The sequence below is a fragment of the Streptomyces bambusae genome, from assembly GCF_020532645.1.
Classification (GTDB): domain Bacteria; phylum Actinomycetota; class Actinomycetes; order Streptomycetales; family Streptomycetaceae; genus Streptomyces; species Streptomyces bambusae.
Map to the genome: position 1 here is coordinate 26,666 of NZ_JAJAUZ010000062.1, position 14,502 is coordinate 41,167.

Below are 14,502 nucleotides of genomic sequence, written 5' to 3' on the forward strand. Positions count from 1 at the left end.
CGTCGTCGTGGCCGGGTCCGTGGTCGTCGTGGTGCTCATGCCTTCCCGTCCTCCTCGATGCGGCGCCCGGCGTACAGGGCCGCGGCCATCCGCATCCCCTCCGACCAGGCCACCGGCCCGACCTCGCGCAGCGGGACCGCCCGGCCCTCCTCGTCCTGCCAGGTCAGGGCGCCGGTCGCGGAGTCCCCGTCCCAGTACGGCTCGCCGATCCAGACGGCTGCCTCCAGGCTCCGGCCCGCGTCGCGCACGGTGCAGGTGGCGTAGCCGCCGGAGACGCGGTACCCGAGGCCGGTGGCGCGGGCCGCGAGGCGGAACCGGGAGGCGTAGGAGCCGCCGGCGAATTCGCGCACTTCGGTCGCCTCCGCCCGGAGGTCCGCGGGCCGGGTCCAGGTGGCGCGGTGGATCTGCTCGACCCGCTGCACGATGCCGAGTTCGGCCGCGAACTCGCGTACGTCCTCCAGGTCGGGCAGCAGCACCGGGTGCGGCAGCGTCACCGTCGCGGCGGACAGCCGTACGGTCTCGCCGTCGAGGTCGACGACCTTCAGCTCGCCGGAGGCCCCGACGTCCCGCAGGAAGCCCACCTCGTCCGGGTCCTCGCCGACCACCGCGACGTCCCGCAGCGCACCCTGCCAGGCCTCGTCCGGCCAGACGCGGGCGATCAGCGCGGTGGGAACGGGCAGCGAGGACACCATCCAGCCGTCCACCTGTGCCACACAGGCGGCCTCGTGGCGCTCCAGCCATTCGGCCAGGCGGCGCAGCCGGTCCACCTCCGGGTGGTCGCGCAGCGCCTTGGGCAGCGTCTTCAACTGCCGCCCCGCAGACCGCCCGCTCACTGCGCGTGCCGCCACCCGGCCCTCCACCAAGGCGATTTCATACCCTTCGCCCGTTGCCAGCCAGCCCATCCCCTGCCCCCTCGGTGTGCCCGATCAGTCCCGGCGCAGCCCGAAACAGGGGGGTTCAGACTCCCCTGAGCTGCGGTATGGGCGAGACAGTAGCGGGCCCCACTGACAACGCCGCTGCCGGACCGTCACCTGGCAGACCTTCATCAGCGCCGCGGACCCGCGGGGTGACGGTCCGTAGCGGCGGGGCAGTCCTCGGGCGGGCCACCGGGCCCCTGCGTGCTCGTGCTCAGGGGAAGTACGACTCCAGTGCGCCGCGCCGCCGGACGTCGAGGGTCGCGCAGTGGAACGAGCCGCCGAAGGGGGCGTAGTGCATCAGGTCGCACGGGACGGGGTCGAAGCCCCATCGCTCCAAGGCCCGCAGCATGCCGGTGTGGTGGCGTTCGGCGATGACGCGGTGACCGTCCACGACGAGGACGTTCATGCTCAGCCACTTGCCGCACAGGGAGGTGATCTTCAGCAGGCGGTCGGGCAGCGGATCGGGCTCCGGGGCGATCAGGACGTCCCATCCGTCGAGGACCGCGGGCAGCCGGTCCACGTCCACGTACTCGGGATTGACCAGGACCTTGCCCGGTGCGAGGGGCAGGAACGTCGTGTCGATGTGCATGGGCGTACGGCAGCGGCTCTCGATCTCGTGGATGCGGTGGCCGGGACCGAGGTGACGGCGCAGCCACTCGATGCCCATGCGATTGGTGACGTTGCTGCGCTGGGCGAACAGGTCGCGGCCGGCGCGTACGAAGTCCGCCGCGTCGAACACCGGCTCGAACTCGGTGGTGAGGTAGCGCACCGGTCCGCCGGCCCGGGGGATGCGGTAGTCGTCGTCGAAGAGATCGTCGGTGAGCTGCGGCTTCGGCGCCGCCGTCCAGCGCGCCCCCCGGCGGAAGTAGTCCTTGATGAGCGCGCGGTAGGAGAAGGCCTCGTAGTAGCGGCAGGGCCACGCCATCGGCGTTTCGATGATCTCGTCGCCGATCACCAGGAGGCTGTCGCGCGGGCAGCTGTTGGCGAAACCCCGCGAGGACCAGTCCGGGGTGGCGTGGCGCCGGCGGTGCTCGACGGGGTCCGGGCGCCTGACGGTCACCCCGAGGGACCGGAGGAGGACGATGAACCGGTCGAGTTCCTCCAGCGCCGGCTCGACCAGCGCACGGGGGTACGGAAGTCCGGCGACGAGGCCCTGCAGCCGCCCCGCCCAGGTGGGCACGTTGCACGTCACGATCGGATGCCGGGAGGGGAACGTCGCCCCTTCCAGGCGCCCCACGACGACTTCTTCCAGGGGGTCCCATTCGTTGTGCGAGCAGACCGGCGGTGCCGGGAGACGTGCCGTGACGCCGGCCGCGGTGTTCGATGGCGATGACATGGGCACCGACATGGGCACCGCTCCCTCGTCCCTGGCAGCCTGCACCGCCCGCAGCGCGCCCGCTGCGCTGCTCCGTCCTCTCGGACCACGCGCCTGCCCGCCGGGGCGGTCGGTATGCATCCCGCCCGAGGCCGTCAGGACGGGTGCCATTCGACCAGGAGGATCGTGGCGTCGTCGCGCAGCAGGTGGTCCTCGTGGCGCAGGAGGACCTCGACGAGGCGGCGCAGTGCCTCGGGGGCGGATTCCCCGGCCGCCATGGAACGGATGACCGTGTCGGCCAGGCGCCTTTCGCCGAAGAGGCTGCCGTCGGGGGCGCGGGCTTCGGTGACGCCGTCGCTGTAGATGAGGACGCGGTCCCCGGGCTGGAGGCGTTCGTGGTGCCGGGTGGGCGGGGCGTCGCGGTGGAAGCCGAGGCCCAGCGGCAGCTGCGGGGCCCGTTCCAGGACGTGGGGCAGGACGTGTCCGTCGCGGATGAGCAGCGGCGCCGGGTGGCCGCAGTTGATCCAGGCGAACCGGCCGGTGGTGGTGTCGAGGTCGGCGATGACGGCGGTCATCAGCCGGCCGGGGATCCACTGGTCGAGGGTGCGGTCGATGGTGGTGGCGATGTCCGCCAGGCCGCCCCCGGAACGGCGGGTGGCCCGGCACGCCGCGAGCCCTGCCGCGCTGGCCCCTCCCGACGCGAGGTCGTGCCCCATGGCGTCCAGCAGGGTCAGATGGAGGGAGCCGTTGGTGAGGTTGTGGTCGAAGGCGTCCCCGCCGATCTCGTACGCCGGCTCCAGCACTGCCGAGGACGTGACCGACTCGGTGCCGATGGTCCGCGGCGGCAGGAACGCCCAGAGCAGCTCGGCCTGGAGGGTCATCGCCCGGGACCGCTCCCGGGCGACCAGGAGGTCCATGTAGGGCGCCTTCGACATGATCAGCAGGGTGGCCAGGCCCGCCAGGGCCCGGCTCGCCTCCAGCAGCTGCGGAGTGAGGACGGGCGCGGTGACTCTCATGACGCCGACCCGCTCGACACCGTCGATCATCGGCACCCAGGCCGTACCGCCGTTGCGCGGCTGCTGGACCTGCTGCACGCGGTACGCCAGCCCGCCCACGGAGGAATCGATGCCCAGAGCCTCCTCGTCCGGCCCGCCCGGGGCGTGCGGCAGGACGAGCAGCTGACGCTGCTGGAGGTCGGCCACGTACACGAGGGCCCCGGTCAGTCCGAGCCGCCGGCCCGCCTCGCTGATCAGCACGGGGATCTCCCGTGCGGAGACCCGGTGCGACCTGGCCAGCAGCTCCGCCAGCACCCCCTCGCTCCCTGCCATGACCGCTCCGTTCCCCTGCCGTACGCACACGGCCCGCCCGACACCGGCCGGACCCGGGCAACCATCCTCGTCAGCCCGGGCGCCATCGGCCCGCCCGACACGACGGCAGCGGGTGCCCCACCGGCCGGCCGGACCGGGCTTCGGGATCTGCGGAGGAGGCCGCCGACCGCAGTGAGGAGCCGGAGGGGGCTGGTGAGGGAGTAGAGGCGCCCCCGGTGGGGGCACGTGGGGGTTGGTGCACTGGGCGGTGGGCGGGAAGGCGCCGACGGGGGAAAGGGGCAGTGGCCCGGGTGCGGCGCCGGCACGTGCCGGGCAGCGAGCACACCACCGACCTCGTCGTCGCGGCCACCGGCTACCGCAACAGGACGCCGGCGTTCCTCAAGCCCGTGGAAGACCTCGTCCTGCGGGACGCCCGCGGCCGGCCCCGCGTGCGCATCGACCACTCCGTCGAACTCGCGGCCGGCGTGACCGGGCGGATCCTCGTGGCCAGCGCGGAGGTCCACTCCCACGGAGTCTCCTCGCCCAACCTGGACATCGGAGCCGTCCGCAACGCCGCGATCCTGAACCCGGTCACCGGACGCGAAACCTACCGCCTGCCGAAACGGAGCGCCTTCACCACCTTCGACGTCCCCGGCCGGACCTCCTGACGGCAGTCGGCGCCCGCCCGGCCGCCCCCCGGCCGGGCGGCCGCTGCCCGCCGCGGAAGCTGCCCCCACTCGGGTCAACCTGCCCCCCGGCCGCCGCCGGACGGGGGCCGGTGTGCAGCGGGCCCTCTACTCTCGCAATCCCGCAGGCCCGCCCGGGGCCTCGCATGTGGGATTGGACGCCGACCGCCCGTGCTCGAAGAACCGTCTTCCCCCGCGACCCACAGCCCGCAGCGCTGGACGGCGCTCTGGGGCATGTGCCTGGCGGCCTCGCTGGTGTGGCTGGCCTTCGCGGACTTCGCGGTGGTGGTGCCCACGATCTCCCGTGACCTGGCGGTGTCGCTCACCGATCTCCAGTGGGCGAACAACGCCTTCAGCCTGGCCGCCGGGGCGCTGGTGCTCGCGGGCGGAAAGCTGGGAGACGTGTACGGGCGCAAGCGGCTGCTGCTCATCGGCGTGGCCGCGCTCGGCGCGTTCTCGCTCGTTCCGGCGCTCGTCCCCGGTTCCGCGGGCCTCACCGTCGGACGAGGGCTGATGGGCGTGGCCGCGGCACTCGTCCTGCCGGGGACCCTCGCGCTCATCCCACCGATGTTCCCGCCGAAGGAACAACCCCGCGCCTTCGGGATGTGGATGGCGGTGGCCTGGGTGGCCCAGGCCGCGGGCCCGGCCCTCGGCGGGGTGCTGACCAGCGCGTTCGGATGGCGCTCCATCTTCTGGGTCAACCTGCCGCTGGCCCTGCTGGCCTACGTCCTGGTCCGGCGGGCGGCCGTCGAGTCCACCGATCCCGGCGCCGGACGGCACGTCGACCCGTGGGGGCTGCTCTCCAGCGCCGGTGCCGCCTTCCTCCTCCTCTACGCCTGCACGGCGGGCCAGGAATACGGGTTCAGCGCCCCGTTCATCATCGCCCTGTTCTGCGGCGCCGTGGTCCTCGGCGCGCTGTTCGTCCTCTCGGCGAAGCGCGTCCGGGATCCGCTCGTCGACCTCTCGCTGTTCCGGCTCAGGCCCTTCTCGGGGGCGCTCACCGCGAACTTCACGATGAACTTCGCCTTCGGCGGCGTCAGCTTCCTCCTCGCCCTCTACCTGCAGGAGGTGCGCGGGTACAGCGCCCTCGTCAGCGGGCTCCTGCTCCTGCCGTCCATCGTCACCATCCTGTTGTTCAACCCGATCGGCGGGAAGATCGCCCGCCGCTTTGGCCCACGCCTCCCCGTCCGGCTCGGCGTCGTACTGCTCGGCGCCGGCACGGTCGTCGCCGGCGTGGCCGTGCACGACTACCACTACTGGGTGCTCGTCCTCGGCCTGCTGCTCCTCGGCTGCGGCCTCGGGATCATGTCGATCCCCCTCTCGGACACGGCCGTCGCGGGCCCGCCGGAGGAACTGGCCGGGACCGCCTCGGGCCTCTTCAAGGTGACCAGCATGCTGGGCGGCTCCTTCGGAGTGGCCGTACTGGTCGCCGTCCAGCAGGAGCTGGAGACCCGCCAGGCGGTCGACAAGGCCAGGGCCGCGGGCCTGTCGGAGGACCAGGTCGACGAACTGGGCAACGCGGTCACGGACTCCGAGCTGTACGACAAGATCCTCGCCGGGGTGGACGAGGCCACCCGCAACGCCATCACCGCCGCCTACCAGGAAGTCGCCGCCACCGGCACGGGCCGGGCCGTCTTCGCGGCCGGCCTCCTGTGCATCGTCGCCGGACTCGCCCTGCCGCTCATCTGGAGGCGCGAGCGGAAGCGCCGGTGAGCGCATGCCGGGGAACCGGGCACCATCCGGTTCCCGGCGCCCCCGAGGGCGGCGTGACCGGACCGTCCGTCCGGGGTCACGCCGCCCGGGCCGCCGTCCCGGCTACCGCTTCCACCAGGCGCCGGAGGCGTCCCGCAGGGTGTTCGTCCCGCAGTGCACCTCGCCCATGCCGAGGTGGTAGGTGTACCAGTCGTCGATGTACGACACCTTCAGCCCCTCACGCGTGTACGCGGCGGTCACCGCAGCGGTGAAGACGTCCTTGCCGCCGATGACCGGGCCCCACTGCCGGGGTGCGAGGTAGCGGCCCCGGCCGAGCAGGATGCCGTTGACCGCGCCGGGCACGTACGCGCTCGTCATGACCGTGCCCCGGCCCGCGCGGCCGGCGGGCCCGCCCAGCTGCTTCTGCTGACCGTACTCGCGCACCACGTCCGGCACCGGCAGGTCGCCGGCGCCCAACCGCGACAGCCGCGGCACGCGGTCGCCCCGCTCGCCCTCCTCCGTACCGCGCGTGTAGAGCGCGGGGACCCGTACGACCTCGGCGTCCGTCGCGCCTGTCTCGCGCTGGAGGACCGCCAGGTTCGCCTTGATCCGCCGGGCGGCCAGGACGTTGTCGGCCACCAGCCACTTGGAGGCGAGCGCCTGCGCGATGGTCTCCTTCGGCGCCGGCGCCTCCTCGCTGCCCGGCACCGAGAACATCCGGACCCGGCCGTGCCCCGCCCGCTGCGCGTCCCGCAGCAGCTTCAGCCCCGCCTCCGGATCGGCGATGCCGATCTTCCAGCCGCGCGGCGTGTCCGCCGGCAGGAACTGCACGAACTCGTCGACGTGGCCCACGTGCAGCCACGACGTGTCGAGCAGCAGCGGGTCCTGGAAGCCCTGGGACTTCAGCAGCGTCCGCATCGCCTGCGCGGGCCGGGAGCCGCTGTCCTTCCGCTCGCCCATGATGATGCGCCCGGCCGGGAACGCCCGGCCGCCGTGGGCGTACGGGGGAACGGTCTCCAGGTTGCCCATGGAGTTCAGGGTCCACTCCTCCGAGTCGCGGACCCCGGACACCTGGACGACGCCCACGCCGTTGCCGCGCAGCTTCTCGAACAGCTCCCGCCCGGCCACCCGGTCCGCCTGCGCGGAGCGCAGCATCACCCGGATCACCTGGCGGCGCCCGCCGGGCCCGGTCATGCTGACGTAGCCGGGCTCGACGAAGTCCTGCGCCCACACGTCGCCGTACTTCTCGAACGTCACCAGCGGCTTGTCGATGCCCGACGCCTTCGCCTCCGCGGCCAGCCCCTTGACGAAGGCCTGCTGGCGCCGCGCGTACCCCTCGCGGCCGGGGATCTTCGTCACCATCACCTGCTGGGCCTGCTGCAGGTGGTGGTGCGTCAGCAGCGGCGCGACCCGCAGGGTGACGTCGTCGGAGGCGCTCCTGCCCCGGTCGGTCACCGTCAGGCGTATCACCGCGCGGCCGTCCCAGACCGCCGTGTCGCGTATCACGTCGGTGCCCTCGACGCCGAGCTCCACACCGGAGCGCAGCTCGGCCGCCGTCAGCCGGGTCCGGGCCGTGACCGGGGTCCAGCCGGTGCCGCGCTTGAGGAACACCCGGGACTTCCTGCCCCCGGCGACGACGCTCAGCGACCCGGTCGCGGAGCCGGACACGCCCTCCACGGGTACGGAGCGCACCCGCGCCAGATCGGCGGCGTCCCCGGCTCCGTTCACCACCGCGTCGGCCGCGTCGTTGCACACGGCCAGCTCGGCGTCCGACAGCTTCCGGCCGCCGGGGCCGACGGTCTTGCACCGCTTGGTGTCGTCGTCGATGTTCGGCAGGAAGACCGCGCCCCGCTCCGGGCTCCAGCGGTCCTCGCCGGCGGTGTCGGTCGTCCCGGTGACGTCCACGCGCCCGTCCCGGTTCACGTCCGCGCGCAGATCGACCCGGGGCGGCTCGGCGGCGAACACCGGCGCAACGGGCGCCAGCACGGCCCCGATCGCGGTGATCGCGACGGTCGTCCGTCGCACATGGCTCGTAGCCAACTCGGTTCCTCTCATGGGGGATGGCATGTCGGGCCGGAAGAGTGCGTGCACGCCGGGTGCGTTGCCTGCCGGGCCGCGGATCATCCCCGGGTCGGGACCGGCTGCGACCGGGGAACGAGAACCCCTCGCCCTGTGGGATGACGACACACCCGGCGGACTGCGCTACGAGGACTGCGCCACGGGGACCGGGCGTCCGCGGTCGCGAGCAGGGTAGGGATGGGGGAGACGACGCGTCCGGATCGAGGCGAACCGAACCGCCCGCACCGACGTGTCCGATGACGTACGGGCAATGCCGCGGCGGAAACGGCCGCGGCGGACGGGCCCCGCACACGGGGATGCTTCAGTTAAGGAGTGTGGCGTGCCATCGGTCATCGTAGGTCGCACCGGTCCCTTCGCGGGACAGAGCGTGGTCCTGGGCAGTGCTCCCCTCACCTTCGGCCGCAAGGGCGACAACGACGTCGTCATCGTGAGCCCCAGCGCCTCCCGGCTGCATGCCGAAATCGTGGCCGAGGAGGCGGGGTTCGTCCTCTACGACCGCGACAGCAGGAACGGCACCTACGTCAACGAGCAGCGCGTCACCCGGCACGTGCTGCGCCCGAACGACGAGGTCCGGATCGGCGACGAGACCTTCCTCTACGAGGCGCAGGACTCGATGGAGACGGTCGTCAACCTCTCCCAGCTCGACCTGCCCAGCCTCGGCAGCACCACCGACCCCAGCGTGCTGCGGGTCACCGTCACCGGCGGCGGCCCGGTGGGTCTGGCCTTCGCCCTGGCCCTCGACGAGGCGCTGCCCGGCCGGGTGGCGGTCACCCTCTACGACGGCCGCTGGACGCGGCAGGGCTCCCGGGTCGTCTGGAAGGGAGACGACCAGGGCAACATCCGCCGCCGGCAGGTCGTCACGGTCCAGAGCCGGCAGTACCTCGCCCTGTCCGACGAGGTGCGGGCGGCGCTGTTCGACGACGCCGGCGCGTACTCGGAGATGTGGCCCGTCGGCCCGGACTCCGTCGACGGCCGCCCGCCGCGCAACATCCCCATCGCCTACATCGAGGACCGGCTGCTGGCCCTCGCGAACACCAGGACCGCCATCCGGCTCGTACCGAAGCGCTTCGACGTGGCGGAACAGCCGCGGATCGACCGGGAGCACGTGCTGGCCATCTGCGAGGGCGGCCGTTCCCGCACCCGCGAGCACTTCGCCGACCGCTTCGGCACGGCCGACACCTCCGTCTACTCCCTCGACGGCGAACACCTTCAGGACGTCGTCCTCGGGCTGCGCGTCAAGTCGAAGCTGCCGGACCCGATGAGCGTCCTGCTGACCGTCTCCCAGAACCGGTTCCTGCTCAACTCGCTGCGCGGCGAAGGCTTCCTGAACATGCGCCTCACCCGCGAGGAAGCCCGGAACGTGATCGGCATCGACCCCGTCCGGCAGGTCTTCGAGGAGTGCATCGCCTCCCGCCCCTGCCTGATGAGCCGCGAAGAGGACCACGAGTTCCGCTGCCCCACCCACGGCACCCTGTTCCTGCCCGCGCTGCTGCGCAGCTCACCGCTGTGGAAGGACATCCGGCAGGGCCTGCGCCTGTTCGGCGTGGCCGACGACGACCTGACCGCGATCACCTCGTTCCGCCTGGACATGGTCCAGCGCCCGCGGTTCACCGCCCAGTTGAGCCGCCGCACCGCGACCACCCCGGGCACGTACGGCTTCCTGCTCGGCGACGCGGCCAACGCCATCCACTTCTGGCCGGGCCGCGGCCTCAACAGCGGCCTCGCCTCCGCCACCTCCCTGGCCCGCTCGCTCGGGCGCACCTGGCGCGGCAGGCCGCTGCGCGACGCCGACTTCATCCGGCACGAGGCGGCGATGTCCATGCTCCAGTACCGGCACAAGAGCCGCGCCTGGAACGCCATGGTCACCACCGACGACCAGGGCGTCACCCGCGCGATCAAGGACATCATCGCCCACAGCGCGCAGACGCCGCCCGGCGCCGGCCCGTCCGACGACGCGGCCGCCCTGCTCGACCGCATGGCCGCCATCCGCGAACGGCTCGCGCCCCGGCTGCCCGGCATGCCGACGGACGCCGAACTGCGCGCCCACCTCGCCACGATCGCCCCCGCCACCCTCCGCACCCTCCGGGAGAGCGGGGCCTGGGACACCCTCATCGTCGGCGGCGAGGAAGCCGACATCGACCTCTTCTACCAGTCGGACTCCCCGGTCTACGTCCCGCGCCCCGCCGACCCGCGGAGCACGCCGGCCGACACCGGGCTGCCGCTGTCCAACCCGTACGCGGGCCCCCTGCGGACCTGATCGACGGGCCTGCGCGGGGAGGGGTGGGGTCACACGGCCCGGTACATGGCCAGCCGCGGCCACCGGTCCAGGCCGTGGGCCGCCTCCCGGGCGCGGATCTCCCGCAGCTCCGGTCCGAGGCCGGCGTCGTCGAGCGGGGTGAACCCGCAGCGGGCGTAGTAGGGGGCGTTCCACGGCACGTCGGCGAAGGTGGTGAGGGTCAGCGCCGGGATGCCGTGGGCCGCCGCCCGCCGGGCGAGGTGGTCGAGGAGGGCGCGCCCGATGCCGCGGCGGGCGCTGTCCGGGTGCACCGAGACCTGCTCGACGTGGAGGTTCCCGTCGACGTGCTGGGCGATGAGGTAGGCGACGGGGGCACCGTCCGCGCCCACGGCCGCCCAGGCCAGCCCCGACTGCCGGTAGCGGGCGAGTTCGTCGAGCGGCAGCGGCTCGTCGTCGGCGATCTCGGGCATGCCGACGTCCCGGAAGCACCGGCCGGCGGCCCGCTCGATGTCCTGGAGCAGGGGCAGTTCCTCGGATCGGACCTCTCGGATCTCCATGCCGACGATTCTGCCGGTCGGCACGTGCGCGTCCGCGGTCAGGGGGAGCGCGTCCCGGCCGCCCGGAAGATCCGCCGGACGGCTGCGCGAACGGGCCGCCGGCGGCCACACTGGGCGTACACGAGAGGAGAAACGGATGTCGACGGCGAAGGACCTGTTCATCATCGCCCTGGACCCGCGGTTCGCCGAGGCCGTCGGGCAGGGCGACCTGTCCCTGGCCCTGGCGGGCGCGGAACTGGTCGACCTCATCGGCACGCAGGCCGTCGCACTGGACGGCGACCGCGTGGTGCCGGGCGCACCGGCCGGCCAGCAGGACGGCCTCCTGGACGAGGCGGCGGCCGCGCTGCTGCGGCAGGCACCGTACGAGGAGGTGCAGGAGTGGCTGTGGCGGCGGGGGCGGGATCTCGCGGCGGTCTACCAGCGCACCCTGGAGGCGGACGGAGCACTGTCCCCGCAGCGCCGGGGCCGCCTGGGCCTGGGCGCCGTACGGGTGGAACCGGTGGACTCGCCGGCGCGCGAGCGGGCCGAGGGCCGGCTGGCGGTGGCGGAGCCGGTGCTCTGCGCGCTCGCCTCGGCGATCGGCATCGACCCGGACGGGGACGGGCCGGACGAGGGGACGGACCTCGGGGACGGGCCGGTCACGACCGTGCTGGCCGCGGTCAACGACGCGGTGATGGAGCTGGAAGCCGTACGGCAGCGGCGTTCCATCGAGGCGGCGGCGTTCGCGAACGTGTGGCGCGTCCCTTAGGAGCCGGGGCCCGGAGCGGGTGGGCGGCGGGTCCCGGGCTCACAGGCCGCCGAGGCCGGGGCCTTCGTGGACGGTGCCGCCGCCTGCCCCGCCTGCCCCGCCTGCCCCGCTGGTCGAGCTGCCGCCGGAGCGGAAAAGGCCCGTGACCGGCATTTTGTACAGGGCCATCAGGGTGAAGGCGGCGTGCTGTCGGTCGTACAGGACCAGGCCCGGTCCGAGCGTGGGCCGCGGCGCCACGGCGTTCAGGCCGGCCAGCAGCCGGCGACCGCGGCGGGATGCGTTGCCGCGGCGCTCCGGGCAGAGCCGTACGACCGCACTGCCCAGGGCGACCAGCCCGGCGAGGACACCGGTGCCCAGCGGCGACCGGGTGGAGATGAGGACCAGGGCGCCCACGGCCGCGACGGCCACCACGACGGTCAGGTGCACGTTGAACGAACGCTCGTTGCGGCTGCGCGTGACCAGGCCCGCCGCGGCCAGCTCCCGCTCCAGTGCCCGTACCTCGGCCAGCTGCGCCACCCGCTCGCGCAGCTCCCACGGCCGGAGGCCGCCCTGTGCGGGCAGGTCGGCGAGGACCGCCGCGTGGAGCGGGTCCCCGCCCGCCGGCCGGGTGCCGGCCCGCAGCCGTCCGCCGTCCGAGAGGCCCAGGATCCCCGACTCGACCATGGCCTCCACCAGCGTCGTGGCCAGGTGCCGCGGATCCTCCTCGTCGGCCTTCAGCGCCGCGACCTCGTAGAGGGACAGCGGAACGCCCTCCGGTCTCGCCGCCGTCACCGGCGGGCACTGGGCCCACAGCCAGAAGCCGGCCCGGTACGCACACGAGACCGCCATCACCCCCGCGCACACCCACAGCAGCACGCCCATGCATCCGCCCCCTCGTCTCCCCGCCCCCATTCGGGTATGCCCGGACGGCATCCGGCGGAACCGGGTACGAACGCGTCTGCGGCGGCTTGCGGGGCCGCCGCACCGCGGTGACGCTGGACCCGGTACGGCCGACCACGAGCGGCATCCAGCACGGCCAGGGAGCGGTGACATGACCGAGCACGGTGAGCACACCTCGCACGGCGGCGGAGCCCCGGCAGCCGACCCCGAGGGCTTCCACGGCATGGCGGTCGTGGGGGAGAAGTGCGTCTTCCTCTCCCACCTGCCGATGACCCACACCCCGCACGACTACCAGGTGATCCTGCGCGGATCCTTCGGAGCGTCCGACGGCGCCTACTTCTCCGACAAGCAGGCGCACCCGGAGTCCCGGATCTACACGGTCGAGCCCGAGAAGTTCCTGCTGCCCGACCTGTTCCCCGGGGACGACGGCACACCCCCGAAACGGACGTCCTTCAAGGCGAACCTGCACCGCAACCACTTCGAGGCGCCGCCCGCCCACGCCGACCCGCCGCCGGTGGAGATCCTGACCGGCGTCCGGGTCGAGGTCGAGGACGTGGTCTGGCACCACCGGTTCGTGCCCGACGCCGAGCGGCCCGAGGAACTGCCGTACGTCCTGTTCGGCCACGGGACGGAGCTGTTCGTGGCGCACCGCATCACCGGGCCCTTCCGCCCGGGCGACCCGCAGGAGTTCGACCACCTGCTGACGGTCGGGATCCAGGGCACGCAGCTCTCCGCCGACGCCCTCGGCAAGGGCATCCCCCTGACCGTGACCGGCCGGCCCAACGACCCGGACGGGCGGCTGAAGGAGGGCGAAACGGTGCGCACGGTGGCGGATCTGAACGGCCGTCCCACCCCGATCACCCTCGACGTCGGGTCCGACCTCTACTTCGACACCGCGGACCTCACCCCGCGTCACGGGCACGAGCACTGACGCGGTCTCCGGTCAGCCGTGCCGTCTGCGCAGGACCGCGAACGCCGCACCGACTGCCGCGGCGGCCAGGGCCAGCAGGACGGCGCTCTCGACGAGTTGGAGCGGCCAGAAGTGGGACGGGGGATGGTGCCGGGCCGCGAGGCGGTCGACCGTGCCGGTGAATTCCCAGCTCCCTGCGCCGGGGGCCGGCCCGTCGGCGGCGGGCCAGAGCCGGGGGCGGAGCAGGACGGCGGTCGCCTGCACGATCCCGACGGCCGTCACGGCTGCGGCCATCGCGGGCACGGTGCGTCCGATCAGCAGGCCGGCCAGTGCACCGACGGCGATCCCGAGCAGGGCGCCGGCGACCGCCACCGGGCCGACCGCCGCGTACACGGGAGCGGCGTACCACTCGACCGGGTACCAGGTGTCCAGCGTGCCCCGCCGGAACCAGGCGGCCACGGCCGCGAAGGCGGGCAGCACGAGGAGGGCGGCGGCCGCCGGCACCGCGAGCCGGGCGGCGAGCCATTGTGCCGGACCGGACGACAGGGTCCACTGGAGGCGGTAGGTGCCGGATTCCAGTTCGCGCCCGGTCAGCGGGCCCGCGACGAACGCCCCGAGGAGCAGGGGCAGTGCGCTCACGGCGAGCGCGATCAAGTGGAACGCCTTCTTGACGTACAGGCTGCGGGAGAGGAACCCGCGCACCGGGATGCCGCAGCCCTGCACCGTGTGCTCCACCCGGCACCCGCTCGCGGCGAGGTCCTCGGCCAGGTACTGGACGTACCAGCGTCCGGCGGGCAAGGCGGAGGCGGCGAGCAGGACGAGCACGAGCGCGGCCCACAGGGCGCGGCGGTGCAGTCCGACGGTGACGTGTACGGGACCGCGCAGATCGAGGAGCGTCATGCCGCCGCCCCCTCGGCCGGGGTGATCAGGGCGGGGACGTCGGGGCGGCCGCCGAGGTGGGCGAGGGACACCCGGCCGGCCCCTTCGGCCCCCTCCGGGGCCGGGGGTATTCCAGCCCCTCTGGCGCTTGGCGGGTCCGGGCAGAGGCCGGCGCCCGGCGCCGTAACCCCAAGCCCCTCCGGCGTTTGAGGAGCGGGTCCGGGCGGAGCCCGGTGCCCGGCGCCGGCCGGGTTGCCGTTCTTGGGGGGGCGCCCCCCACCCCCCCCCCCCACCCCC

12 protein-coding genes are annotated in these 14,502 nt (G+C 73.7%); 5 read left to right on the forward strand and 7 right to left on the reverse strand.

Features of this window, described 5'->3' with window-relative positions; genetic code table 11:
- Window positions 1-35: 35 nt before the first annotated feature.
- From LG634_RS30605 to LG634_RS30615, 3 genes are all read right to left on the reverse strand, one after another.
- Complete coding sequence (locus LG634_RS30605) at window positions 36-902, reverse strand: DUF4132 domain-containing protein (protein WP_226738547.1); 867 nt, start codon at window positions 900-902, stop codon at window positions 36-38.
- A gap of 226 nt (window positions 903-1,128) precedes the next feature.
- A complete protein-coding gene (locus LG634_RS30610; protein ID WP_226738549.1) occupies window positions 1,129-2,253 on the reverse strand; it encodes an amidinotransferase in 1,125 nt (374 codons plus the stop codon).
- 134 nt (window positions 2,254-2,387) lie between these two features.
- The gene (locus tag LG634_RS30615) at window positions 2,388-3,560 is read right to left on the reverse strand and encodes a PP2C family protein-serine/threonine phosphatase (protein WP_226738551.1); all 1,173 of its coding nucleotides are present in this window, start codon (window positions 3,558-3,560) and stop codon (window positions 2,388-2,390) included.
- 281 nt (window positions 3,561-3,841) lie between these two features.
- Between LG634_RS30615 and LG634_RS30620 the strand changes: the two genes are divergently transcribed.
- Together LG634_RS30620 and LG634_RS30625 are read left to right on the forward strand one after the other, a co-directional pair.
- Window positions 3,842-4,207 carry a hypothetical protein gene (locus LG634_RS30620; protein ID WP_226738553.1) on the forward strand — a complete coding sequence of 122 codons (366 nt, stop codon included), beginning with the start codon at window positions 3,842-3,844 and terminating at the stop codon, window positions 4,205-4,207.
- Window positions 4,208-4,396: 189 nt separating this feature from the next.
- Window positions 4,397-5,938 (forward strand): MFS transporter, encoded by a 1,542-nt coding sequence (locus LG634_RS30625; RefSeq protein WP_226738555.1) that lies wholly within the window; start codon window positions 4,397-4,399, stop codon window positions 5,936-5,938.
- Between the two features lie 102 nt (window positions 5,939-6,040).
- Here LG634_RS30625 and LG634_RS30630 read toward each other — a convergent pair whose 3' ends face one another.
- Complete coding sequence (locus LG634_RS30630) at window positions 6,041-7,957, reverse strand: protein-arginine deiminase domain-containing protein (protein WP_264203804.1); 1,917 nt, start codon at window positions 7,955-7,957, stop codon at window positions 6,041-6,043.
- Window positions 7,958-8,315: 358 nt separating this feature from the next.
- Between LG634_RS30630 and LG634_RS30635 the strand changes: the two genes are divergently transcribed.
- Window positions 8,316-10,253, forward strand: coding sequence for an FHA domain-containing protein (locus LG634_RS30635; protein ID WP_226738557.1), 1,938 nt, complete (start codon window positions 8,316-8,318; stop codon window positions 10,251-10,253).
- A 29-nt stretch (window positions 10,254-10,282) separates the two neighbouring features.
- On the opposite strand, the gene LG634_RS30640 is transcribed toward LG634_RS30635, so the two are convergent.
- Entirely contained in the window at window positions 10,283-10,789 is a 507-nt protein-coding gene (locus tag LG634_RS30640) for a GNAT family N-acetyltransferase (RefSeq protein WP_226738559.1), read from the reverse strand.
- 136 nt (window positions 10,790-10,925) lie between these two features.
- On the opposite strand from LG634_RS30640, the gene LG634_RS30645 reads away from it, so the two are divergent.
- Window positions 10,926-11,537 (forward strand): GOLPH3/VPS74 family protein, encoded by a 612-nt coding sequence (locus LG634_RS30645; protein WP_226738561.1) that lies wholly within the window; start codon window positions 10,926-10,928, stop codon window positions 11,535-11,537.
- A gap of 39 nt (window positions 11,538-11,576) precedes the next feature.
- On the opposite strand, the gene LG634_RS30650 is transcribed toward LG634_RS30645, so the two are convergent.
- Window positions 11,577-12,398 (reverse strand): TIGR04222 domain-containing membrane protein, encoded by an 822-nt coding sequence (locus tag LG634_RS30650; protein WP_226738563.1) that lies wholly within the window; start codon window positions 12,396-12,398, stop codon window positions 11,577-11,579.
- A gap of 169 nt (window positions 12,399-12,567) precedes the next feature.
- Between LG634_RS30650 and LG634_RS30655 the strand changes: the two genes are divergently transcribed.
- Window positions 12,568-13,347, forward strand: coding sequence for a hypothetical protein (locus LG634_RS30655; protein WP_226738565.1), 780 nt, complete (start codon window positions 12,568-12,570; stop codon window positions 13,345-13,347).
- A 12-nt stretch (window positions 13,348-13,359) separates the two neighbouring features.
- On the opposite strand, the gene LG634_RS30660 is transcribed toward LG634_RS30655, so the two are convergent.
- Window positions 13,360-14,226 carry an ABC-2 membrane transporter-related protein gene (locus LG634_RS30660; RefSeq protein ID WP_226738566.1) on the reverse strand — a complete coding sequence of 289 codons (867 nt, stop codon included), beginning with the start codon at window positions 14,224-14,226 and terminating at the stop codon, window positions 13,360-13,362.
- Window positions 14,227-14,502: the final 276 nt, after the last annotated feature.